The sequence below is a fragment of the Enhygromyxa salina genome (assembly GCF_002994635.1).
Classification (GTDB): domain Bacteria; phylum Myxococcota_A; class Polyangia; order Nannocystales; family Nannocystaceae; genus Plesiocystis; species Plesiocystis salina_B.
Window position 1 is genome coordinate 1 of sequence record NZ_PVNL01000120.1, and the last position, 23,692, is coordinate 23,692.

Sequence of the window (23,692 nt, forward strand, 5' to 3'; positions counted from 1 at the left end):
TTGGGGGTGGGGTTCGGGGTGGGGTCGGGGGTGGGGTCGAGGTCCGCCTCGAAGCAGCAGAAGGTGACCTGATCGGCGAAGCATTCCGCGAGCTGGTCGCCGGTTTGGACCGGACGGGAGACGTATCTTGAGCGCCAAGGGAGGAACGAAGGTCACGGGCCGAGGCAGCGCTGGCTTGCCGCCACGCCTGCTCGATTGCATCCGCAGGTTTGGCGACGAAGGCTGGCGCGAGCGCAAGCAGGCCGTCGAGGAGGTGCTGATGGTCCTCGCTACCGAGCAGCCCGACGGCCCCACCTTCGCCGCGCTGATCGACACGCTGATCGACGGCGTCATCGATCCGCTCGACAGCGCGATCTATGAGGGTCGCGAGAACGAGACCAAGGTCGTGGCGGGCGGGGGCGTCAGCGCGCGCGCGGCCTGCCAGGACGTGCTGATCCAGCTCGGTCGCGCGAGCCTGCCCAAGGTCCTGCAGCGGCTCGACCCCGAGGATACCCGCAGCTCGGGAACCCGGCTGATGGTCGACATGATCGGCCAGATCGGTGGCGAGTCCGAGATCTCGATCCTGACTGGGTTCCTGCGCGACGCCGAGGCCGACGAGAACCTGCGCGCGTCGGCGGCCGCGGCCCTCGGTGAGATCGGCGGACCGCGGGCGATCGACGCGCTCGAGCAGCTGCTCGCCGACGACTCCGAGATGCTGCAGCTGTACGCCCTCGACGCGCTTCGGGCCGCGAGCGCGGCGGTCCCGGTCGAGCGCCTGGCCCCGCTGTTGAGTCACGCGGTGACCCGCAAGGGCGCCGCGGCGCTGCTCGGGGTCACGAGCTCACCCGACGCCGTGCCGCTGCTGATCCCGCTGCTCGGGGACGACATGCGCGGGGTCCGGGCGGCGGCGATCGAAGGCATCGCGCGGCTCCGAGTCGCGCTCGCCGATCACGACCTGTCCGACATCGTCGACGACGCGGTCGCCAACATCGACGACGAGACCAAGGCCAAGGTCCGCGAGCTGATCGGGCACCGCGAGCGCGACGTCTCGATCGCCGCGATCGCGCTCGCCGGGCTGGCCAAGGACGCCGGGGCGGTCGCGGCCGTGCTCCCGCGCATGGAAGATCCAATGGTCTACGAGCGGGCGCTCGCGCTGGTCGAGCGGCTCGGGACCGCGGCCAACGACGCGCTCGTCGAGGTCCTCGACAGCCTCGAGGTCGCCTCGCGCGAGGCCCTGTATCGGTTGATCGGCGCGCTCCCGGGAGAGGTCGATCAGCGGCTGATCAACCTGCTGCTCGAGGGGCTCGAGGATCCGCTCGAGACCGTGGCCGCGGCCGCCTGCGACGCGCTGCGGCGGGTCGGTGGCCGCTCGGCGATGGCCCCGCTGTACCGCGGCTGTGGTCGCCAGGGCCCGGTCGGTGAGCACGCCGCCGAGGCGCTCGCCGAGGTCGCCGAGCGGATGTCGAGGGCCCGGCCAGGCGGCGGTCACGATGAGCTGCTCTTGCTGATCGGCGGCTCGTGGCCGCACGCGGGCTCGCTCGCGCGCAACCTGTGTCGGGTGGTCGGCCGGCTCGGGTTGCTGGAGTTCGTGCCGCCGCTGGTGTCGATGCTCGGCTCGAGTGACCTCGGCGTTCGGGTCGCGGCCGCGCTCGCGCTCGGCAACGTCGCGGGTGAGCACGAGGGGGTGGGGGCGCTGTGCTTCTCGCTCGCTGACGAAGATCCACAGGTCCGCGCGGCCGCGTGTCGCAGCCTCGGTCAGCTGGCCGACACCCAGAGCGTGCACCCGCTGCTGGCCGCGACCTCCGATCCGATCGCCCTGGTCCGGGCCGCCGCAGTCCAGGCGCTCGTTGCGATCGGCAACCCGATCACGCTCGCCCGGATGCGGGAGATCATCCTCGACGACAGCTCGACCAACGTCGTGGTCCATGCCATCGCGGGGCTCGGGCGCTCGACTCAAAACCAGGATCTGACCCTGCTCATGAGCCTGTGCGCGTCACAGGACCACGAGGTCGTGAAGGCGGCGGCGCGGGCGCTGAAGCACTACCCCGCGCACCGGGCCACCGCGGCGTTGCTGGGTCTGCTCTCGCACGAGCGCTGGGACGTCCGCTGGGCGGCCGCCGAGGTGCTGTCGGAGCGCGGTGACGTGACCGCGTTGGGACCGCTCGAGCGGGCTCGAAAGCTCGAGCAGGACGCCCTGGTTCGGCAGATACTTGGACAGGCGATCGATCGCCTGCGGGTGCTGTCCGATCCGAGCAGCGCGGCTGCCGGGGCATCTGAAAAACGCGAGGACTTCAAGCGGGCGTAATCGTGCCTCGTACCAACTCCACCGACCGACTCTTCGCCGGCCTCGGCACCGACAGGGTGCGGATGTCCGACGACGAGACTCGTCTGTTGGTCGAGGCGATCCAAGAGCACAGCGGGATCACCCTGGCGACCAATTCCGGCTTCTTCTTGGAGCGCCGGTTGAGCTCGCGGCTCGAGGCGCTGGGGCTGTCGAGCTACCTCGACTACTACCAGTACCTTCGCTACGACCCGGCTGGCGCCCGCGAGATGGAGGAACTGGTCGAGCGGATCACGACCCACGAGACCTACCTATTTCGCGAGCAGTATCAGCTCGACGCCTTCTCCGAAGAGATCATGCCCGCGCTCGCCAAGCAGCTCGAGCGGCAGCAACGGATCCAGGTGTGGAGCGCCGGCTGCTCGACCGGCGAAGAGGTGTACACCATCGCGATGCTGCTGCTCGAGAGCGGGCTGTTCCGCGGCTGGAACATCCGCGTGATGGGCTCGGACATCAGCCGCAAGGTGCTGGCTACCGCACGCGCGGCGGTCTACGGCGAGAACAGCTTCCGGACCACGTCCCCCGCGCTGCGCCGCAAGTATTTCGTCGAGGCCAACGGTCGCTGGACGGTCCGCGATGACGTCCGCGCGCTGTGTTCGTTTGGCCAGCTCAACCTGATCTCGACCGAGCGATTTCGCGTGCTCGGACCGCAAGACGTGATCTTCTGCCGCAACGTCTTGATGTATCTTTCTCAGGAGTCCCGACACAACGTCGTCGAGGCCTTCTATGATCGCCTGACGCCTGGCGGTTTCCTGCTGCTCGGTCACTCCGAGAGCTTGTTGAACGTGACGACTCGGTTCGACCTCGCCCACCTTCAAAAAGATCTCGTGTACCGCAAGCCCCCCACCGCGACCCCTCCGTCGAGCTTCTAGCCGCCGTGCGTACCGATGTCCGCAAATAGCGAAAACCGACCCCTCCGGGTGCTGGTCGTAGACGACTCCGCCTACAATCGTCAGACCATCACGAGCATGCTCGAGTCCCGCGAGGGGGTCGAGGTCGTCGGTCGGGCGACCAACGGCAAAGAGGCGCTGAAGCTGGCGTTCGACCTCGAGCCCGACGTCATCACCCTCGACCTCGAGATGCCCGAGATGGACGGGTTCTCGTTCCTGCGCCTGCTCATGAGCCGCCGGCCGATCCCGGTCGTGGTGATCTCTGGGTACGCGCAGCGAGACAACGTGTTCAGGGCGCTCGAGCTCGGGGCCCTGGACTTCATCGCCAAGCCGCGGCGCCACATCAGCCCCGACATCCGCAACATCGAGGACGACCTCAGCTCCAAGATCACGATGGTCCGGCGGCTGCAGACCGTGCGGCTCAAGCAGCGGGCCGACTCGCTGGCGGCTCAGGGCGCGCGCCCGCATGGCAGCAGCGACGCCGAGACCATGAACCAGCCGCTCGAGGGCGAGCCCGCCCAGTTCGTGGTTGGGATCGGCTCGTCCACGGGTGGTCCGCCCGCGATCCAACAGCTGCTCGCGGGGCTGCCCGCGGATCTGCCCGCGGCGGTGGTCATCGCCCAGCACATGCCCGCGCGGTTCACCAAGGCCTTCGCCGCGCGCCTCGATCGCGTCGTCGATCTTCGGGTGGTCGAGGCCGCCGAGGGCCAGCCGCTGTGCCGCGGGGTGGTCTACATCGTGCCGGGGTCGTGCAACATCGACGTCGAGACCAGCGCTGGCGGCACCGCGACGATCCGCATCGTCGAGCCCCAGCCAACCCGGGCTGGGGTCGCGCCGCTCACCCCCTCGGCGGACCACATGCTCAAGTCGTTGTCGGCCGCGTTCGAGCGCCGGCTGGTCGCCGTGATCCTCACGGGCATGGGCTCCGACGGGACCAACGGGGCGATCGCCGCCCGGCGCCTCGGTGCCTACGTGTTGGTCGAAGATCCGCGAACGGCCGTGATGCCGGGGATGCCGCACTCGGCCCTCGAGGCGGGCGCCGTCGATCGGGCGCTGCCGCTCGAGCGCCTCCACGACGCGATCATCGAGGTCATCGACAAGCGGCGCGCCGAGGGGGGCTCGTGAGCCCCACGCTCGACTTCAGCCCGCGCTGACTCGGTCTGCGTCGCGCTGGGCGGGTCGGCGTCGCGCTGGGCGGGTCGGCGTCGCGCTGGCCGGGTCTGCGGCGCGGGGGCGTAGCTTTACGCCCCAACGCCAGCCCGCCGCGGCGCGGCGAGGCAGATCGGGCAGCGATCTCGTGTGGATGGCGGTCGTTTTACCCGCAAATCCACGCCTGGACTGGACACCCGTGCTCTCGCGCGCAGCGTCGCTGTGTTACTGTGCGGGCGGTGAGCGCCGACGACCCCAGGCAGAGCCTGCAGCGGAAGACCGACGAATTCTTGCGCGACTTCTTTGAGAAGGGCGAGATGTTGGTCAAGGAGCTGATCACTGAAAATGATCGCCTCCGCTCGCAGCTCGAGACCAAGACAGATCCACGCGAGACCGAGGCCAAGCCCGTCACTCGCGACAACATGGTCGATCTCTTGATGATGCGCATCGGAGCGCTCGAGCGAGAGTGCGACGAGATTCGTCGGATCGCAGGCAACGTCGAGGAGGAGTCCGGTGGGTTTCGCTACCGGCTCGACTCCCTCGAGTCTGAGCACTATCACCTCGCGTCGATGTTCGTCGCTGGTTCGCAGTTCCACGCGGCCACGAGCTTCGACGAGGTGCTGCGAACCATCACGGAGATCCTGCTCAACTTTGTCGGAGCCGGGGCCTTCGTGGTGTACCTGGTCGATGAAGAGCGGCAGGTCTTGTTCCCGGTCGCGCGCGAGGGCGGGCTCATCGACGACATCAAAGAAATTTCGCTCAACGGCGAGGACGCTGGGCCAGCGCAAGCGGCTATCGTCGCGCTCGGGCGTCCGTGGAAGAGCGGCGACCCCGAGTTTCAGATGGGCTCCGAGATCATCAACCTGCCGCTCGTCAGCGGGTCGCGGCTGGTCGGTGTTGCCCGTCTCGAGTCTTTCCTCGAACAAAAGCACGGTTTCGCGGACAACGATCACCAGCTGCTCGGCCTGATCTCCGAGCACGCAGGCATCGGTGTCGAGAACGCCTGGATCCGCGCCCATACAAAAGACGTCCCGCTACAGCGTCAGGCGATCGAACATCTGGTTGGAGCATGAGCACTTCGGGAGAACGTCGTTTCAACGCCTTGGTGGTGGAGGACAGTCCACCAATGCGAAAGATGATCGTGTTCGCGCTGTCGCGCGTACGTGAGCTCGATGTCGTCGAGGCCGATGACGGCGTCGATGCCCTGCGGCGGATCGCAGGGACAAAGTTCGACATCATCATCACTGACATCAACATGCCGATCCTCGACGGGCTCAAGCTCGTCAAGCGGCTTCGCGCGGACGACAATTACAAGGACGTGCCGATCGTGATCATCACGACCGAGGGCGCGGCCGAGGATCGTCAGCGGGCGCTGGCGCTGGGCGCGAACGCGTACATCACCAAGCCGATCCAGGCCCAGCAGGTCATCTCGCTCGTCCGCGAGATCCTCAGCCTGGATTGATTTAGACCCCCACATCCTTCTTCGCACTTCGGGGTCACTCGCTTCGCTCGCTCCCAATGGGCTAGCTGTTCGCGGGCGCATGTGTGGCCCCCTCGAAGGGGGCTCTCGTCTGGGCTCCAACCGCCACCGGTCGGCGCTCCATCCTTCTTGGCGCCCGTGGGTGTTGGGGGGTGGCGCTCTATCCACATGGGGCAGCTCGGGGCTCTCGTCTGGGCTCCAACCGCCACCGGTCGGCGCTCCATCCTGCTTGGCGTCCGTGGGTGTTTGGGGGGTGGCGCTCTATCGACATGGGGCAGCTCGGGGGCTCTCGTCTGGGCTCCAACCGCCACCGGTCGGCGCTCCATCCTTCTTGGCGCCCGTGGGTGTTTGGGGGGTGGCGCTCTATCGACATGGGGCAGCTCGGGGGCTCTCGTCTGGGCGGCGCTCTATCCACATGGGGCTCGGGGGCATTTGTTGGGGGCTCGACCGGGCCGTGCTAGGGGTCATCGGTGGCGCGTGCGCTCGAGCTCGACGATGCCGTGGAGGACTACCTCCAGCACCTCAAGGTCGAGCGCAACCTGGCGCTGAACTCGGTCGAGGCCTACGCCAACGATCTTCGCCAGCTCTTGGATCACCTCGGGTCGGTGGGGGTCACCACGACCGCTCAGATCACGCCGCCGCTGCTGCTTGGGTTTCTGCGCGCGCTGACCGAGCGCGGGCTCGCGGCTCGGAGTCAGGCTCGCCGCTGGGTGGCGGTGCGCGGGTTGTTTCGCTGGCTGCGGCTCGAGAATTTGATCGACGTCGATCCAACCCAGGGGATCCGCATGCCCAAGGCGGGGGCCAAGCTGCCCGAGCTGCTCAGTCGGACCGAGATCGACGCGCTGCTGGCTGCGCCCGGCGTCGACACCCCGCTCGGCCTGCGCGACACGGCGCTGCTCGAGTTCATGTACGCGACCGGCTGCCGGGTCTCGGAGGCGTCTGACCTCGAGCTCGACGCGCTGCACCTCGATCAAGGGCTGGTCGTGCTGACCGGCAAGGGCGACAAGCAGCGGATGGTCCCGCTCGGCGACTGCGCGCTGGTGGCCCTGCTGGCCTACATCGAGAGCGGCCGGCCCGCGCTGATCGAGCGGGCGCGCGGCAAGGCCCGCCGGGATCCGCATGTGTTCTTGAACTGCCGCGGCGCTCGACTGTCGCGCCAGGGCTGGTTTCAGCGCCTGCGTGAGCATGCGATCGCCGCTGGAATCACGCGCGCGATTTCACCGCACAAGCTGCGACACAGCTTCGCCACCCACCTGATCGAAGGCGGCGCCGACCTGCGGGCGGTCCAGACCCTGCTGGGTCACGCCGACATCTCGACAACCCAGATTTACACGCACCTGAGCCAGAGCCACGTGCGCCACGCCTACGACCTGCACCACCCGCGCGCCTGACGGGCTTGCGGGGAACCGGTCGGACTTGCTAGGTAACTCCCTCCGCTCGGTCCGCCCGCGCAGATTGCGCGAGCGTCGGCGGGCGATCTCGGCCCGCACTCTTCGAGACCGCCGTGTCCGCACTCGTCGCCATCGATTTTTCGAGCGAGACCCTGATGACAGTCGGGCTGTACCTGATCTGTCTGATCATCTCGATCGCCGTACACGAGTACTGTCACGCGGTCGTGGCAGATCGCTTGGGAGATCCAACCCCCGAGCGCGACGGTCGAGTGTCGCTCAACCCGATCGTCCACGCCGATCCGGTCGGGACCTTGATCATGCCGATCGTCGCGGCGTTCACGGCGTTCCCGCTGCTCGGCTGGGGCCGCCCGGTGCCGACCCAGCCCAGCAACTACACGCGCAAGGTCAGCATGCGGGGCGGGATGGCGTTGGTCGCCGTCGCCGGACCGTTCGGCAACCTGGTGTTGGTGCTGTTGGTGTTGGGGATCGCCGCCGGCATGGCCCTCGTCACCGGCGACATCAGCCGGGGCATGCACACGGTGCTGCTCACGATGTTGCGGCTCAACGTGCTGTTGATGGTGTTCAACCTGCTGCCGCTGCATCCGCTCGACGGCGGCAAGATTCTGGCCGCGTTCTTGCCCGCGCGGCTCGAGTACATCGACGACTTCTTGCTCCGCTACGGCCCCTGGATCTTGCTTGGGTTGGTGTTTCTCGGCGGCAGCTTCCTCGGCCGCCTGATCGGGCCGATCAACTACCTCGTCGAGACCATGTACTTCGTCGCGGTGGGTCGATGAGCTCGCAGGCGGGTCAAACGGCGGAGACCTCCGAGTCGCCGCCGCCGGCAGTCGAGTCTGCTGGTGTCGAGCGGGCCAAGCCCGAGCGCCCGGCGACCGACTCGATGGCCGACGGGGTCGGCTCGCGCAGCAGCTACGCGGTCGCGCTCGACGTGTTCGAGGGCCCGCTCGATCTGCTGCTACACCTGGTCCGCCGCCACGAGCTCGACATCCTCGACATCCCGATCGCGTTCATCACCGAGAAGTACATCGAGTACATCAGCCTCGCGCGCTCGCTCGATATCGAGGTCGCGGGTGAGTACCTGCTGATGGCGGCCACGCTCGCGTTCCTCAAGAGTCGCGAGCTGCTGCCCGTGATCCCCGGTGAGGACGAGGACGAGCAGGACGAGGAGGACGGCGTCGATCCGCGCGAGGAGCTGATCCGGCGCCTGATCGAGTACGAGCGGTTTCGTGACGCGGGCCTCGAGCTGTCCGCGCGGCCGATCGCCGGCCGCGACGTGTTTCCACGTGGCGGTGACCTGTCGATCGAGCCGCCCGAGCCGGGCCTCGCGCCCGTGACCCTGTTTCGCCTGGCGGAGGCCTACAACCGTGTGCTCGATCGGGCCGTCCTCCGCGAGGACCACGAGGTCGTGCTCGAGCCGATCACGGTCCGCCAGCGGGTCCAGCAGCTCAGCTTGTTGCTCTCGGGCGGCGAGCGGGTCGACTTCGAGAAGCTGTTCTTGCAGCAGACGTGGCCGAACGAGCGGGCGCTGCGGCAGATGCTGGTCGTCACCCTGATGTCGGTGCTCGAGATGGTCAAGCTGGGGGTCCTCGGCGTGCACCAGGCTCACGGCAGCGACGCGATCGAGCTCGAGCTGACCGTCGACGTGACGCAGCTGCAGCAGGTCGTCGCGGACTTTCGCGGTGATGACGAGGAGATCGCGGCTGCGGCCGCGGCTGCGGCTGCGGGCGGACCGGTGGCGAGCGAGGCGGTGGCCGCTGCGCCTGCGGGGAGCGGTGACGCCCCGTCGATCGCACCCGAGCGAGTCGATCCGAGCGCGGAGCTGGGCGCGGAGCTGGGCGCGGAGTCCGATGCGTCGGTGATCGTCGAGGCGGACGTGACGACGGAGGTCGGCGACGCGGTTCCAGACGCCGATCTCGACTCGGCGCGGCTAGCCGAGGAGCTGGCGGCCGACGAGCCTGTGGTCGAGGAGTCTGTGGTCGAGGAGCCAGCGGACGAGTTCGAGGCCGAAGAGCCAGCGGCTGAGGTGCCAGCGGTCGAGGAGTCAGCGGTCGAGGAACTCGAGGCCAAAGAGCGCGAGGCTGAGGAGCCAGCGGCTGAGGATTCAGCGGACGAGCCCGAGGCTGAGGAGCCCGAGGCTGAGGAGCCAGCGGCTGAGGAGCGCGAGGCCGAGGAGCCTGAGGCTGACGAGCCGACTGCGCCCAGTGAGAGCGAGAGCGACTGACCATGGCCAAGAAGCCTGTCCGCAAGCAAGCGCCCCCGAAGCTGACCAGGCGCGCCCCGAGCACCCCGACCGAGGCCGCAGCCGAGGCCGACGAGCCGAGCGTCGACGCGTTGGTCGCTCAGCTTGGCGCCGAGCCTTCGGAGAAGCCTTCGGAGGATCCTCCGGCGGACGACGTCGAGCCGGCCGAGTCCGACGACACGGGCACGGATCGAGCCGACGACGCGCCTGCGGACCAAGCCGCTCCCGAGGAGGGCGACGCCGAGACCGAGACCGAGAGCGAGGGCACGTCAGCGTCAGCGACGGATCCCGAGCAGCAGGAGCTCGCGGAGGTCGAGCCGGCCGGGGTGCAGCTCGTCGACAGCCTGCCGATCGACATCGAGGACGATCTGAGCGACGTCGAGGGCGAGGCGTCCCCCCACTTGGTGTCGATCGTCGAGAGCCTGTTGTTCGCGTCGACCAAGCCGCTGCGGGTCAAGCAGATCCGCAAGCTCATGCTCGAGCCCTCGGTGCGACAGATCCAGCTGGCGCTCAAGCACCTGATCATGGGCAACGAGGGGCGCGGCATCAACGTCGCTCAGGTCGCGGGCGGCTTCGTGCTGCAGACCAACCCGAGCAACGCCCAGTGGGTCCAGCAGCTGCTGCAGGCCAAGCCGGTCCGGCTCAGCCGACCGCAGCTCGAGTCGCTCGCGGTGATCGCCTACCGCCAGCCGGTGACGCGACCGGAGATCGACCACATTCGCGGCGTCGACAGCGGGGCGGTCGTCAAGGTGTTGCTCGAGCGTGAGCTGATCCAGATCGTCGGGAAGAAGGACGAGGTCGGCCGACCGATGCTGTACGGCACCACCGTTGGGTTTCTGGAGTTCTTCAACCTCATGAGCTTGCGCGACCTCCCCGACCTCCGAGAATTCCGCGAGCTGTCCGACGACACCAAGGCGACCCTGCGCAAGAAGATGGACGCCGACGAGGTCGAGGCGCTCGGCCAGGAGGTCTTGAACTTCGCGCGGGACGACGACGAGCCCACGGACGGCGACGGCGACGTCGCGAAGGAGCAGCAGGAGATGGACGCGGAAACAGACGACGCGGAGACGGGCGAAGTGACGGGCGAGGACGCGGAGCCGAGCGACGCGGAGCCGGGCGAAGAGGACGCGGAGCCGGGCGAAGAGGACGCGGAGCCGGACGAAGAGGAAGAGGAAGAGGAAGAGGAAGAGGACGACGAGGAAGAGGACGAAGAGGAAGAGGACGAAGAGGAAGAGGGCGACGAGGAAGAGGAAGAGGAAGAGGAAGAGGAAGAGGAAGAGGAAGAGGAAGAGGAAGAGGGCGACGAGGAAGAGGACGAGGAAGAGGAAGAGGAAGAGGGCGACGAGGAAGAGGAAGAGGAAGAGGAAGAGGAAGAGGAAGAGGAAGAGGACGAGGAAGACGAGGACGAGTAGTCCCGCGGCCCGACCTCCGAGACGCGCGCGGCTCGAGCGGTTCGCGCCGCACCCACGGGCCTCAGATCCCAACCTCACGCGCGAGAGCCCCCGCTTGCAGCGATGCCACAAAGGTCGCAAGCTCGCGGATCCCCATGGCCAACTCCCGCGCACCCAAGTCCCGATCCCAGCAGCCGCGAGCCGACACGGGCTCGAGCTCAGGTCGGCGGCGCGCAGGCTCGCGCGACGCCGGACCAGACAAGCCGCCGTCGGGCCTCCGCCCAGGCAAGCGGGGCCCGCACAAGAAGACCCGCGAGCAGCCGTTCACCCCCAACGAGCGCGAGCTGCAAGAGGGCATCCGGCTGCAGAAGTTCATCGCCAGCGCCGGGATCTGCTCGCGCCGAAAAGCCGAGGACTTGATCGTCTCGGGGGTGGTGCAGGTCAACGGCCAGCGGGTCCAGACCCTCGGTACACGGGTGTTTCCGGGCCGCGACCGGGTGACCGTGCGCGGCGAGCCGGTCGTCGCCGAGGCCAAGGTCTACTACCTGCTCAACAAGCCCGATCAGATCGTGTGCGACGCCTCGGGCAGCGTCGATGAGCGCGGGCGAGCCACGGTGCTGTCGCTGATGCACGGAATCGCCGAGCGGCTGTACCCGGTCGGGCGGCTCGACTACCACTCGCGCGGGATCTTGCTGCTGACCAACGACGGCGAGCTCGCGGCCGCGCTCAGCCACCCGCGCCACGGGGTCGTGAAGACCTACCACGTGAAGTTTCAGGGCAAGCTCAGCCCGGATCAGGAGCAGGCCCTGCGCGACGGCGTCGAGCTCGACGATGGCGCGATCACGCGGCCGCTGGTCGAGCTGTTCGCGTTCCGTGAGACCGAGACCAACGTCTGGTACCAGGTCGGGCTGGCCCAGGGGCTCAACCGCCAGCTGCGGCGCATGGGCGAGGCGATCGGCCACCCCGTGCTCAAGCTGATCCGCGTCGCAATCGGCGACATCAACGCGGACGGCCTGCCCGAGGGCGAATTCCGCCAGCTCACCGCGACCGAGGTCGGCCGCTTGCTGGCCAGCGTGAAGCTCGATCCGCCCACACTACCCCGCCAAGACTCACGTAAGACCCCCCGCAAGCCGGCTGCTTCTGGGGGCGCCGGGGGCCGCTCGGACGCCAGGCCCGGATCTGCTCAGCGCTCGGGCGCAGCCAGGAAGACGGGCGCGCGTGGGGCAGGCCCGTCCAGGGGCCCAAACCCTGGCCGCCGCACCCAAAAGAAGTGAGCTTTCATGCTCAACGGCGCAACTCAGTCCGCTGCCCACGGTGGACCAGTCTACGAACGGCGCCTGCAAGCGGGTCAGAAGTCTGACCCGAGCTGAAAACGGTCTGACCCGAGCTGAAAACGGTCTGACCCGAGCTGAAAACGGTCTGACCCGAGCTGAAAACAGCCTGACCCGAGCTGAAAACAGCCTGACCCGAGCTGAGAACAGCTTGCCCGAGCTGAAAACAGCCGCGGCGGCCCCCCTTGCCAGTCCAGGCTCTGCAAGGTAGGTTGCCGCCCCCGTCAGCAGTCGCCGGCGGTGCCGCCGAAGGAAACCTCGACAGATGGCCAAGCTCTCCCAAGTTCTCCGCGACAAGAAGCGCGAGAAGCTGATCGTAAAATTCGCGGACAAGCGCGCCCAGCTGCGCGCTCAAATGAAGGACCCGGACCTCGACCCCGACGTCAAGGCCGAGGTCATGGCGAAGCTCGACAGCCTCCCGCGCAATTCTTGCCCCACGCGCCTGACCCGGCGCTGCTTCCTCACTGGTCGCAGCAAGGCCGTCTATCGCAAGTTCGGGCTCAGCCGTATCGCCCTGCGCGACCTCGCGCTCCGCGGTGATCTGCCCGGTGTGACCAAGTCGAGCTGGTGAGGAATCCGACCATGCGTAGCGGAATTCATCCCGAGTATCACAAGGTCATCTACCTCGACACCTCGACCAGCGACGAGTGGGTCGGGTACTCCACGATCATCGGCGACGAGCGCAAGATGGTCGAGGGCGAGGAGCTCCCCGTGGTCCGACTGGACATCTCAGCCAAGTCGCACCCGTTTTGGACCGGCCAGGCGCGCACCGTCGACGCCGAGGGTCGGATCGATCGCTTCAAGCGTCGCTACAACCGCAAGAGCTGACTCAGCCGAGTCCGCGACCGCGCCCGGTTCCCCCGTCAGGAGGAGTCGGGCGTCTGCTTTTGTGCCACAGTGCGTTGGATGCCGAAGTCAGCGACGGCCAAAGCCAAGCCCACTGCGTCTGCCGCCTCGCCCGCGCTCGTTCGCACGCCCGAGGCGCCGTTCATGACGGGTCCCCAGGCGATCTCGCGGCAGCTCGCCCAGCAGGTGCTCGAGCGGGCGCTCGCTCGCGGCGGCGACTTCGCCGACCTCTACTTCGAGTATCGGCGCTCGGCCTCGATCTCGATGGAGGACGGCCGGGTGCGCAGCGTCGGTGGATCGGTCGACATGGGTGTGGGCATCCGCGTCGTCGAGGGCCAGGGCGTCGGCTACGCCTACGCCGAGACCCTCGATCCCATGGCGATGCTCGACGCGGCCGAGACGGCCGGCCAGATCGCTCGCGCGGGCGCCAAGATCCGGCCGATCAAGGTCCGCAAGCGCCGGACCGCCGACGTCTACTCGGTCGAGGCCGAGGTCGTCGACATCGAGGGCCGATCTCGCGTCGAGCTGCTGCGCCGCGCCGACAAGGCCGCCCGCGCGGCCAGCCCCAAGATCGTCCGCGTCGACGCCAACCTGGTCGCCGTACACAAGGAGATCTTGGTGGTGTCGAGCCACGGCGAGCAGATCGACATGGTCTACGACTTCCAGCCGATGTGCCGGATCTCCGTGTCCGCGGTCGCGCGTGAGGGCACCCGCAGCGAGAGCGGCAGCAGCTCTGGCGGCGGTCGGATGGGCCCAGAGTACTTCGATCTGGTCAGCCCCGAAGATCACGGCGTCGAGGCCAGCCGCGTGGCGCTGCTCAACCTCGACAGCCGCGAGGCTCCAGCCGGGACCTTCCCGATCGTGCTGGCCCCCGGCGACTCGGGGATCTTGCTGCACGAGGCGGTCGGGCACGGGCTCGAGGCCGACTTCAACCGCAAGCAGACCTCGAACTACTGCGGCCGCGTCGGGCAGTCGGTCGCGTCGGCGCTGGTCACCGTCGTCGACGACCCCGCGATCGCCAGCTCGCGCGGCAGCATCAACGTCGACGACGAGGGCGTGCTGCCCAAGCCCCACCGGTTGATCGAGGGCGGCAAGCTGCGCGGCTACCTGCAAGATCGGATCAGCGCCGAGTGGTTCAAGACCAAGCCAACCGGCAGCGGTCGGCGCCAGAGCTTTCGCCACGAGCCGATGCCGCGGATGACCAACACCTTCATGGAAGAGGGCCAAGACGCGCCCGAGGACATCATCAAGTCGGTCAAGCGGGGCGTCTACGCCAAGAAGTTCTCCGGCGGCCAGGTCAACATCTCGAACGGCGACTTCGTGTTCTCGCTGACCGAGGGCTACCTGATCGAAGACGGCAAGCTGACCGCCCCGCTCAAGGGCGTCAACCTGATCGGCAACGGCCCCGAGGCCCTGGCCACGGTGAGCATGGTCGGCCATGACTTCGAGCTGTCCGACGGCATGTGGACGTGCGGCAAAGATGGCCAGAGCGTCCCGGTCGGCGTCGGCATGCCGACCGTCAAGCTCGACTCGCTCACCGTCGGTGGCTCCAGCGTCGGCTAGCGGTGCTCGAGTCGTCGCACCGATCCACCGATCCATCACCCCCTCAGCGAGGAACAGCAGCGTGAATTCAGCCAAGCAGCGCGGCGGCAAGTCAGCCCGCAAGATCACCGCCAAGAGGTCGCCCAAGTCCAAGGTCGCCAAGAAGAAGGGCGCCAAGAAGGTCGCCAAGAAGGTCGCCAAGAAGAAGGGCGCCACGAAGGCCGCCAAGACCAAGGTCGAGATCACGACCAAGAAGGCGAGCAAGACCAAGCGGATCGCCAAGACCCCGCCGGTCGCCAGCGCGCGCAAGGGCGTGCCCAAGCGCAAGGCTCCAGCCGTGATCGCGAGTGTTGGTGACGCGCTGCCTCGCGCCTCGCGGCGGCTGCTCGACGATCTCGAGGGCACGGCGCTGCGAGCCCTCGACCACCTGCGCGAGCGTGGAGTCGAGCACGCGGAGATCTCCGTCAGCCAGGGCGAGCAGCTCGAGACCGGGGTCCGGCAAGGCGAGATCGAGCTGATCAAAGAGGCCAAGTCGAGCGGGCTCGGGGTCCGGGTCGTCCACAACGAGCGGGTCGCGACCTCGTCGACCACGGATCTCGCACCCGAGGCGCTCGAGCGGTTCCTGGATCGCGTGATCGAGATGGCCGAGCTGTCCGAGACCGATCCGCTCGCGGTCCCGCCCGATCCCAAAGAACTGATGATCGGCGCCAAGGCCAAGTTCCCGGCCCTGGATCTGTGGGACGACAAGATCGCCAAGATCAAGGCCGACCGGGCGCTCCGCCTGGCGCTCGCGGGCGAGAAGGCGGCGTTCGCTGCGGATCGTCGCATCACCTCCTCCGAGGGCGCGAGCTGCTCGCGCGGGGCCAGCCACAGCGTGCTAGCCAGCTCCGGCGGGTTCGTGGGGCGGACCGCGGGGACCCACGCGAGCCTGGTCGTGCACGTGGTCGCCGACGACGAGGGCGGCAAGAAGCGCAACGGGTTCGAGTGGACCGCGGGACGGCACTTCGAGATGTTGATGAGCCCGGCCGCGGTCGGGCGTGAGGCCGCGTCCCGGGCCGTGCGCTCGCTCGGCTCGATCAAGCTCGAGACCGGCGTGTACCCGGTCGTGTTCGAGCGCGAGGCGGCCCGCGCGATCGTTGGCTTGGTCGCCTCGTGCGTGGTCGGTGACGCGATCTATCGCGCGCAGAGCTACCTGGGCGATCGCCTGGGCACCGCGGTCGCGAGCTCGAAGGTGACGATCGTCGACGATCCTCTGGTGCCGCGCGGCCCCGGCTCGCGCATGCATGACGGGGAGGGCAGGGCGGTCCGGCGCAACACCGTGATCAGCGGCGGCGAGCTGCGCAGCTTCCTGCTCGACACCTACAGCGCGCGCAAGCTCAAGCTCGCGCCGACCGGCTCGGCGGGCGGCGGCGGCGGGATCCCACACGCGACGACCAGCAACTTCTACATGAAGGCCGGGCGGGCCAAGCCCGAGTCGCTGCTGCGCGGCATCGAGCGCGGCCTGTTCGTCACCTCGATGATGGGCTTCGGGTTTGATCCGGTGACGGGCAACTTCAGCCGCGGGGCCTCGGGGTTTTTGATCGAGAACGGCGAGCTCACGGTCCCGGTCAGCGAGGTCACGATCTCGCGCAACCTCGACGAGCTGCTCAAGGGCATCGACGCGGTCGCCAACGACCTCGAGCACCGCGCGTCGATCTCGGCCCCGAGCTTCCGCGTCGATCACATGACCGTCAGCGGACGCTGAGCGCTACCGGCAAAACCAGGTGTCCGCGAGCGGGCGCAGGCGGTCGACGAGCGCGTCGTGGTCGACCCCGGGGCCGCTCGCGAGCAGGCCGAGATCGTTGCCGAGGACCGGGCCGGCATAGTTCAGCGGGGCGCCGCGCATGTCGGTCAGGCGCCCGCCTGCCGCGTGGAGGATCGCCTGAGGGGCCGCGCTGTCCCACAGCTTGGTGCCCACGGTCGGGTGCGCATAAAACTCGGCCACGCCGCGCGCGACCATGCAGATCTTGACCCCGGTGCTGGCGGTCCGCAGGGTCTGCTCGGGCGTGATGCCAAGCAGCGCCATGATCGCGTCGAGGCGCTCGCTGCGGTGGCTCTTGCTGGTCACCAGGCGCCACTGCTGCTCGCAGCGGCCGATCCCGTGGAGGGCTTCGACGCGACCCTCGGTGTCGTGACGACACCACGCGTGACGCTGATCGAGGTGGTCGATCGCCCAGCTCAGGCGATCGTGGCCAGGCTCGTGGACGATGCCCAGCGCGGGGTGACCGTCGATCACGAGGCCGACGTGGATCGCCCAGCTCGTGTCACCGCTGGCGAAGTCCTTGGTGCCGTCGACTGGATCGATCATCCAGACCCGTGCGTGCTGGCGCCACTGTGACGCGCTGGCGCTCTCCTCGGCCAGGATCGCGTCGTTGGGAAACGAAGTTCGCAGGGCCGCGACGATCAGCGCCTCGACGGCGAGATCGGCCCGCGTCACGGGGCCCTGGTCATTGGCCTTGTCGCTGGTCTGAAGGCTGTCATCGCCGCCCGCCTGGATCTCCAGCGCGATCGCTCCGCTGCGCTGCACCACCTCGGTGGCGATCTCGAGTTCGTGGTTCAGCAGGGTCATCACCGGGGATTATGACGGCAGTTCAGACATCTGCGGCCGTACGCCGCGTGAGCCAACCGGGTTCGACATCATCCCGTGAACGACAGCCGATCGCTGTCCAAGGTGAACCAGTCTACGAAGGGCGCCTGCAAGCGAGCGAGGCGGCTCGCCGGAGCTGAAACCGGAGCTGAAACCCGAGCTGAAACCCAAAAACAGGAGCTGAAAACAGACGCGCCGGATGAGGTCGAGGATCACGGCTCGCCGACCCGAAGCTCGAGCGCCGCCTGGACCGCCGGCAACGCGTCTTCGTGCCCGGCGCGGGCCAGCGTCGCAGCCAGACGCTTGGCCGGGTCGACGTACGCGAACCACAGATCTGCCGACCACGGGTGCCCGCGCGGGTGGGTGAGACCGCTGAAGTCGCCGGGTCGGATCCGCATGCGGGCGCTCGCGGCCAGGTGACGCGCGAGGATCTGTTCGTGGGTCCACGCCGAGGCGGTGAAGGTCGGGTGCCCGGTGGGCGGTGGCACGCGCCACAGCATGCCCTCTGGCACCTTGGGCAGCTCTGCAGCCGGCCGCGAGAACACGTTGGCCAGGTAGATCGGCAGCTGCGCGAGCTCGGGGTCGGACCAGATCGCACCGATGAGCTGCAGCGGCTTGTCGACGTCGGGGAGCTTGGGCAGGCGGGCACGCAGGCGCTCGCGGTACCACGGGTGGGCCAGCAGCTGCGCGTCGACGTAGAGCGTGTGCGAGCCGGCGCCCAGGACGTCTTGGACATACAGCACCGGAAAGCTTCGGTGGTCGTCGGTGCCAAACACGATCGCGCGGATCGGCGTGGCGGTGGCGCTCGGGATCGCCGGCCCGTCGGGATCGGGGCTGCTGACCAGATCGATCGCCGCGAGCTCGACGGCGCGCTCGCTGCTGGGGCGCCCGCGCTCGAGCACCCCACCGAGCTGGGCCAGCAGCATGACCGCCGCGATCGCGAGGCCGCCCGCGGTCGGGATCCACGGCCGCACCTTCGAGCCCTTGGAGATCTGCTCCGCGGTTTGGTCGGCAATCCATGCGATCGCCAAGCTCGCCGGGACCACCAGGACCAGCACGGTCAGCAGATCGAAGCGCTCCAAGATCCACGCGCCCATGCTGCTCGTGGGGTCGATGTTCTGGATGCTCGGAAACGCGAATGCGCTCAGTATCGCGCTGGCAGCCCAACCTAACGCGACTGGGACGGGCAGCTGGTCGCGGTGGGATCGCGTCCACAGGCCAGCGAGTGTCAACACCAACGCGATCCCCAGACCTCCGACCCAGGCCGCGCTCAGTAATCCAGCCGACATGACCTCGCCGACGCTGGTCAGCGCGCGGGCGACCGTGTCGGCGGCGGCCACCTGCTCCTCGTGGAGGCTGAGGCTGAACGTCCCGTAGTCGCGGCGCAGGACGTGGTGCCACCAGCCGGACGCGGTCTCGACTCGACCCCAGCGCCAGCTGCCGCCCCGACCGATCGCCAGGGTCGCAAACGGCAGCAAGCCCACGAGGCTACCGGCGATCCCCAGACCACCCGCGCGCAAGATCGCCGGCACACTCCGTTGGCCTGCGCGAGGCCACGCCGCACCAATTGCGAGTGGCACCAACAGCACGGCGGTGAGGTGGTGGCTGACCGCCACGCCCAAGCTGATCCCCAGCAGAAAAGCCCGTGGTCGGGCCCGCGTGCGGATCACCGTATGAACAAACAACCCAGACAACAAAAGCAAGGGACCCCACACTTCGCTGTCATTGACGTGCAGGACCACCAGCGACGAGCTCGCCGCCAGCAGCACCACGAACGCCCCGATCCAGGCCCGACCCAGCAACACGCAGCTGCGGTGGATCAACAGCCAGCCCCCGACCCCGCACAGCGCAGGCGGCAGCGCGGCGGCGGTCGCCGGCGGGAGACCGAGCGCCCACAAGCCTCGCGCGACCAGGCCGAGCGCACGCATCCACGGGTAGCCCGATGGATGTGGCACGCCGCCGGTCAGCATCACCGTGGCGAACTCGCCCGCGTCGCCGGCCTGAATCGCGGTCGGCACTGACCACAGTGCGAGTGCGACCAATAGTGGCGCGAGCAAGACGACCGACCACTCGGGGCGGGTGTCGGGTTGAATGGGTGTATCGATCCGCTGCGCTTTGTCGCCACCCATGGTCGGATCGATGTTATCCTAGGATCGTGTCGCGCCGATGCAATGCAGGTTTGAGGGAAGCGATCATTCAGACCAGCCTCGAGCTTGGCAGTCAGCTCGGTGAAGAGGGGCTGACCATGCGCGGAATCGCCTCGCGCTTGGGTGTCAGCGCCACGGCCCTGTATCAGCACTTCGAGAGCAAGGCCTCGATCCTCCGAGAAATTCGCGTCTACGGCATCGACCTGATGTACGACGCGATCAGCCCGGCCCTGCAAGAGAATGTCGATCCCGCCGAGCGGATGCGGCTGATCACGCGTCGCTACATCGACTTCGCTCGCGAAAACAAGTGGCTGTACTCGGTGCTGATGGAGCACGACCAGCTCGAGTGGGCCGAGCTCACTCCGGAGGACATCAGCCGCAGCCTGCGTCCGCTCACCGCGGTCCGCCAAGCGGTGGCTCAGGGCCGGGAGGCCGGAGCCTGGCGCGACGGGGTCAACGACGAGCTCGCGGCGTTTCAGCTGTGGGCAAGCGTCCACGGTCTGTGCTCGCTGCTCAACAACGGCCGGTTCAACGAGCAGCACCCGGCGTTTCCGCTCAGTGACGAGCGCTCGCTGATCGACATGTTCGTCGAGGGCTGCGTCCGCTCGATCTCCAAGTGAGTCGATTGGCGCTGAGCTAGCGGCGCAGCAGGCTGTCGAGCGCCAGCATCAGCTCACCGGCCGCGGTCACCACGATCGCCGCGCCGTCCATGCGAGCGATCACGGCCTCGCGCAGCGTGACGTTGAGGTCGCGCAGGTCATCTGACTCCGGGGCGTTGGGCTCACTGCCCGGGTCGAGCAGCTCGAGCGCGAGGGGATCCACGAGGCGCTGCCAGTCACTGGTCGCGTCGAGCGTGTGACAGCCATCGGGCCACGCCGCCAGTCGAAACACGCGGCCCTCACGATCCAGGATGTTCTGCAGCCACGGGTTGCGAGCGGTGCACAGCAGGTCCAGCTCGGTGTCGGTCCAGCTGTCGGCCGCGACCACGTCGAGCGCTCGACCCAGGCGTGGATCGAGCGGCGCCGGACCGCGCATCGAGTCTTCCGGGCTCGGGCCGCCGCCCGCGAGCGTGCTCAGATCTTCGACGGGGGTGCGCAGCCGGGTCAGCGTCTCGCGGGCGGTTGGACGCGCGCGGGGATCCTCGTCGATCAGCAGCGCGATCTCGTCTTGGTCGCCAGCCGGCAGGTCGTCGAGGCTCGGCGCGAACTGACCGGCCAGCAGCGCGGCCCACAGCGCGCCTACCATGTACACGTCGCCCGCCTGGGTCGGCTCGGCGCCACCGCGCTGCTCGGGCGGGGTCATCGAGAGCAGCTCCTCGAGCCCACCGGTGCGGGTCGCCATCAGCCCCGACAGGTGATGGGCACCGAACGGTCCGAGCAGCGGCCGCCCGAGCGCGTCACAGACGATCTGGCTGGGCAGCAGCGATCCGTGCACGAGCCCCGCGGCGTGACCGGCCGCGAGCCCATCGAGCATGAACGCGACCATCGAGCGGGCCCGGGCCGTCGCTTGCTCGAGGCCAGGGGGCCGGATCAGGCTGCGCAGCACCGGACCTTCGCGGCGCGGCATCGCCAGCAGCCCGATCTCCGTGTCGATCCGCAGGACCGGCCGGATCGCGGGGTGGCCCAGGGCGCTGGCCCGGAGCGCGGCGGCGGCGAACCGGTCGAGCGCCTGGTGGACCGCCGGGCCCGGACGCTCGATCTCCCCGTACTCGGCGACGAGCAGGTGCAGCTCGACCTCCTGCAGGCTGACCCGATCGACCCCGACGTAGGCCGCCCCGGCGTAGGCGGCTGGCAGCGTGGCGGTGACCCGATAGCGACCCTGCGGCGCGAGCTCGCTGGGGCTGCGCTCCGGCTCGTCGTCGTCGGCCTCGGCGAGCACCAGCTGACCGGCGAGATCGTGGCCGAGACTCGACAGCGCGCGGGCGAGCAAGGTTCGGACCTGGCGGCCGAGCTCGCCCTCGAGCGCGCCCGCCCGTCGGGCCCGCTGGGCGTGGCGGGCCGTGGCTTCGGCGTCGCCGAGGTCCCAGCTCAGCGCGGCCGCCAGCGCGTGCTCGCGCGCAGACGAGGCCGACGCGGGGTTGCTCAGCTGCGGGTGAAGTCGCTGGGCCCCCCCGTCGGCCCCGTGGTGGCCGGCGAGGGTGTCGAGCGGGCCCAGGGTCTCGAGCGCGCGCCTGGGCAGGCCCGCCTCGGCCAGCGTCTGCGCGGCCGCGAGTCGATCGCCCGCGTTCATCAGCGCCGCCGCGCGCAGCTCGGGGCGGGCCTCGGCCAGCTCGAGCACCTGCGCCGCGTCGTCGTGGCGACCGCGTCGCTCGAGCTGCCTGGCCGCCTCGTGGAGCAGCTCGGGCTGCTCGCGCGCGTCCGCCAGGACCTGGAACACCGACTGCCACGCAGCCGGGGCGGCGGACTCGATCGCGGTGCGCAGCGCGTCGAGCACCCGCCCGCCGCTGAGGTAGTGGGCGGTCGCCCCGGCGAAGTCCCAGATCTGTTCGAGCACCCAGCCGGCCTCGGCGTGTCGGTTGGCGCGGGCGAGCTCTTTGGCGAGGCCCTCGTGCTCGCCAGCGTCGAGCCGGGCGCGGGCGGCCGCGTCGAGCGAGCCGCCTAGATCTTCGGGGCGGGCCATGGGGTCATCGCTAGTTGAGCTTCTCGAGCTTGACCTCGACCTCGGGGTCGGGCCCGACGACGGGATCATCTGGAAGCGTATACTCGTCGGGGTGCAGGCCCTTGGGCGTGGCGAGCAGCTTCATCAAGCCCAGCGGGGCCCAGTAGAAGCGATCAAAGCCGACCATGCGCGCCGGCTCGTCCCCGATCAGCGACAGCCCGAACCCGGCGAGCGCGCCGCGGGGATCACCGGTGACGCGTGCCGTGATCGCCTCGGCGTCACCGAGGTCGGCGCAGGCCCGGCCGATCGTCAGGCCGACCTCGCTGGGGGGGCCGATCTGGGCGTGGATCCACAGCGCGGCCTCGGCCCAGCACAGCGCCTGGCGGCCAGCGTCGACCGCCAGCGCGGTCGCGGCTGGCTCGGGCAGGCGGGCGAGCAGCATGATCCGGCGCAGGTGCAGGTGGACCCCCGTCGACCACTGGCCGCTGACCAGCGCGACCTCGGGCAGCTCGAGGGCTCGCAGCGCGCGGCGCTGCGGCTCGATCACGCCGAGGTCGAGCAGCTCGAGCACCAGCTGTCCGTCGCTGAGCGGGACGTCGCCGAGCAGCGCGACGTAGCGACCGCAGTCGAGGGTCGGGGCCTCGACCTCGGGGATCACCTCGAGCTCGGTGCGCAGGCGCGACAGGGTGGCCTCACAGCGGGCCGCGTCGACCGGGCGCGGCTCGTCGGCCGCGAGCAGGTTCGGGTCGTGGTCGCCGAGCAGGGCCTCGCGCAGGGCCTGCCAGCGGGCGACGTGGCGCTCGATCTCGGCGAACGCTGGGGTCGGGACCAGATCGATCCGCTCCTCGACGGAGAGCCGCCGAGTCAGCGCCGCCGCGCCGACGATCGCCGGTAACCGCTCGACCGTGGTGACCCCGCCGGGCCCGACCGGCGCCGGGGTGGCCGTCCACTCGTGGCTCTTGCCAGCCTCGGGCAGGGTCACGGCGAGCTGCTCGAGCCACGCGTGATGCTCGTCGCAGGCGGCCGCGAGCTGCTCGAGCCCGAGCCGCAGCGGCTCGTGGTGCTCGGCGAGCAAGGGCTTGCCCGCGAGCGCCCGAGCCTCACGTGCGAGCTCGTCGCTGACGATCGCCGCGCGCGTGACCCCGGCGACCGACGCCGCGCTCAGCTGCGGGCGCAGGCTCGCCACGTCGAGCGCGAGCGTGGCCGGCAGCGCTTCACAGGACGACGGATCGCAGTCGCCATGGAGCAGCCGATAGCGGAGCTCGTCCAGCGCAACCTCGACCGCGTGGAGCCCGACCAGCGGATCTTGATGGGCGCGTGGCCGCCGGTACAGCTCGTCGTTGAGCCGCGCGAACGCGAAGCGCATGCTGCGAAGGATCACGACCTCGGCCGCGGCCAGGTAGGACTCGTCGATCTCGTCGATCGCCCGCCGCGCGGTCTCGGCGACCCGCTCGAGCGCCTGGCGCTGGGTCGGTCGCAGCGGGGGACCGCTCGCTGGCGCGAGGCCAGCTCGCCAGGCCTCGACGGGGTCCGCGGCGATCAACGCCCCCCGCGCCGAAGGCAGCGCCCGCTCGAGCGCGTCCTGGTACGCGTCGCGCTTGAGCGCGTCAGCCTCGCCGTGATCGATCGCGGGCGGCTCGACCCGCTGGTCGGGCTCGGGCGGATCCTTGCAACCAACCAGCGCGAGCGCACAGGTGAGCGCGGTGAGGGTTCGGCGTAGCACGACC

At 69.1% G+C, this 23,692-nt stretch carries 19 protein-coding genes; 15 read left to right on the plus strand and 4 right to left on the minus strand.

All coding sequences use genetic code 11. The features are described 5' to 3' along the window. Positions 1 to 127 precede the first annotated feature (127 nt). The 14 genes from ENSA7_RS31255 to ENSA7_RS31325 all read left to right on the plus strand — a co-directional run bounded on the left by ENSA7_RS31255 (position 128) and on the right by ENSA7_RS31325 (position 16,338). Complete coding sequence (locus tag ENSA7_RS31255; protein WP_146158348.1) at positions 128 to 2,284, plus strand: HEAT repeat domain-containing protein; 2,157 nt, start codon at positions 128 to 130, stop codon at positions 2,282 to 2,284. A 62-nt stretch (positions 2,285 to 2,346) separates the two neighbouring features. Beyond that, positions 2,347 to 3,189, plus strand: coding sequence for a CheR family methyltransferase (locus ENSA7_RS31260; RefSeq protein WP_106093166.1), 843 nt, complete (start codon positions 2,347 to 2,349; stop codon positions 3,187 to 3,189). A gap of 15 nt (positions 3,190 to 3,204) precedes the next feature. Continuing rightward, positions 3,205 to 4,332 (plus strand): chemotaxis-specific protein-glutamate methyltransferase CheB, encoded by a 1,128-nt coding sequence (gene cheB, locus ENSA7_RS31265; RefSeq protein WP_106093061.1) that lies wholly within the window; start codon positions 3,205 to 3,207, stop codon positions 4,330 to 4,332. Between the two features lie 263 nt (positions 4,333 to 4,595). Beyond that, the gene (locus ENSA7_RS31270; protein WP_106093062.1) at positions 4,596 to 5,429 is read left to right on the plus strand and encodes a GAF domain-containing protein; all 834 of its coding nucleotides are present in this window, start codon (positions 4,596 to 4,598) and stop codon (positions 5,427 to 5,429) included. Then, the gene (locus ENSA7_RS31275) at positions 5,426 to 5,818 is read left to right on the plus strand and encodes a response regulator (protein WP_106093063.1); all 393 of its coding nucleotides are present in this window, start codon (positions 5,426 to 5,428) and stop codon (positions 5,816 to 5,818) included. The genes ENSA7_RS31270 and ENSA7_RS31275 overlap by 4 nt, the downstream gene beginning before the upstream one ends. A 488-nt stretch (positions 5,819 to 6,306) precedes the next feature. Beyond that, positions 6,307 to 7,227, plus strand: a complete 921-nt coding sequence (gene xerD, locus ENSA7_RS31280; RefSeq protein WP_106093064.1) for a site-specific tyrosine recombinase XerD — start codon at positions 6,307 to 6,309, stop codon at positions 7,225 to 7,227. A gap of 113 nt (positions 7,228 to 7,340) precedes the next feature. Continuing rightward, a complete protein-coding gene (locus ENSA7_RS31285) occupies positions 7,341 to 8,021 on the plus strand; it encodes a site-2 protease family protein (protein ID WP_106093065.1) in 681 nt (226 codons plus the stop codon). After that, complete coding sequence (locus ENSA7_RS31290) at positions 8,018 to 9,466, plus strand: segregation and condensation protein A (RefSeq protein ID WP_106093066.1); 1,449 nt, start codon at positions 8,018 to 8,020, stop codon at positions 9,464 to 9,466. Before ENSA7_RS31285 ends, ENSA7_RS31290 begins: the two co-directional genes overlap by 4 nt. A gap of 2 nt (positions 9,467 to 9,468) precedes the next feature. Continuing rightward, complete coding sequence (gene scpB / locus ENSA7_RS31295) at positions 9,469 to 10,896, plus strand: SMC-Scp complex subunit ScpB (protein ID WP_106093067.1); 1,428 nt, start codon at positions 9,469 to 9,471, stop codon at positions 10,894 to 10,896. Between the two features lie 134 nt (positions 10,897 to 11,030). Beyond that, positions 11,031 to 12,149 (plus strand): pseudouridine synthase, encoded by a 1,119-nt coding sequence (locus tag ENSA7_RS31300; protein ID WP_106093068.1) that lies wholly within the window; start codon positions 11,031 to 11,033, stop codon positions 12,147 to 12,149. A gap of 322 nt (positions 12,150 to 12,471) precedes the next feature. Continuing rightward, complete coding sequence (gene rpsN, locus ENSA7_RS31305; protein ID WP_106093069.1) at positions 12,472 to 12,777, plus strand: 30S ribosomal protein S14; 306 nt, start codon at positions 12,472 to 12,474, stop codon at positions 12,775 to 12,777. An 11-nt stretch (positions 12,778 to 12,788) separates the two neighbouring features. After that, positions 12,789 to 13,034, plus strand: a complete 246-nt coding sequence (locus ENSA7_RS31310; RefSeq protein ID WP_106093070.1) for a type B 50S ribosomal protein L31 — start codon at positions 12,789 to 12,791, stop codon at positions 13,032 to 13,034. Between the two features lie 78 nt (positions 13,035 to 13,112). Continuing rightward, positions 13,113 to 14,615 (plus strand): TldD/PmbA family protein, encoded by a 1,503-nt coding sequence (locus ENSA7_RS31315; RefSeq protein WP_244923970.1) that lies wholly within the window; start codon positions 13,113 to 13,115, stop codon positions 14,613 to 14,615. Positions 14,616 to 14,676: 61 nt separating this feature from the next. Continuing rightward, positions 14,677 to 16,338 carry a TldD/PmbA family protein gene (locus ENSA7_RS31325; protein WP_244923971.1) on the plus strand — a complete coding sequence of 554 codons (1,662 nt, stop codon included), beginning with the start codon at positions 14,677 to 14,679 and terminating at the stop codon, positions 16,336 to 16,338. A 3-nt stretch (positions 16,339 to 16,341) separates the two neighbouring features. Here the strand turns inward: ENSA7_RS31325 and ENSA7_RS31330 are convergent, their stop codons facing one another. Continuing rightward, a complete protein-coding gene (locus ENSA7_RS31330) occupies positions 16,342 to 17,202 on the minus strand; it encodes a 3'(2'),5'-bisphosphate nucleotidase CysQ family protein (RefSeq protein ID WP_106093072.1) in 861 nt (286 codons plus the stop codon). 230 nt (positions 17,203 to 17,432) lie between these two features. Then, entirely contained in the window at positions 17,433 to 19,349 is a 1,917-nt protein-coding gene (locus ENSA7_RS31335; protein WP_106093073.1) for a DUF2723 domain-containing protein, read from the minus strand. Between the two features lie 50 nt (positions 19,350 to 19,399). Here ENSA7_RS31335 and ENSA7_RS42695 point away from each other — a divergent pair, with 50 nt between their 5' ends. Beyond that, on the plus strand, positions 19,400 to 19,987 hold the full coding sequence (locus ENSA7_RS42695; RefSeq protein WP_181234290.1) for a TetR/AcrR family transcriptional regulator: 588 nt from the start codon (positions 19,400 to 19,402) through the stop codon (positions 19,985 to 19,987). A gap of 16 nt (positions 19,988 to 20,003) precedes the next feature. Here the strand turns inward: ENSA7_RS42695 and ENSA7_RS31345 are convergent, their stop codons facing one another. Then, a complete protein-coding gene (locus tag ENSA7_RS31345) occupies positions 20,004 to 21,986 on the minus strand; it encodes a protein kinase family protein (RefSeq protein ID WP_106093074.1) in 1,983 nt (660 codons plus the stop codon). Positions 21,987 to 21,996: 10 nt separating this feature from the next. Beyond that, entirely contained in the window at positions 21,997 to 23,688 is a 1,692-nt protein-coding gene (locus ENSA7_RS31350) for a hypothetical protein (RefSeq protein WP_146158350.1), read from the minus strand. Positions 23,689 to 23,692 lie beyond the last annotated feature (4 nt).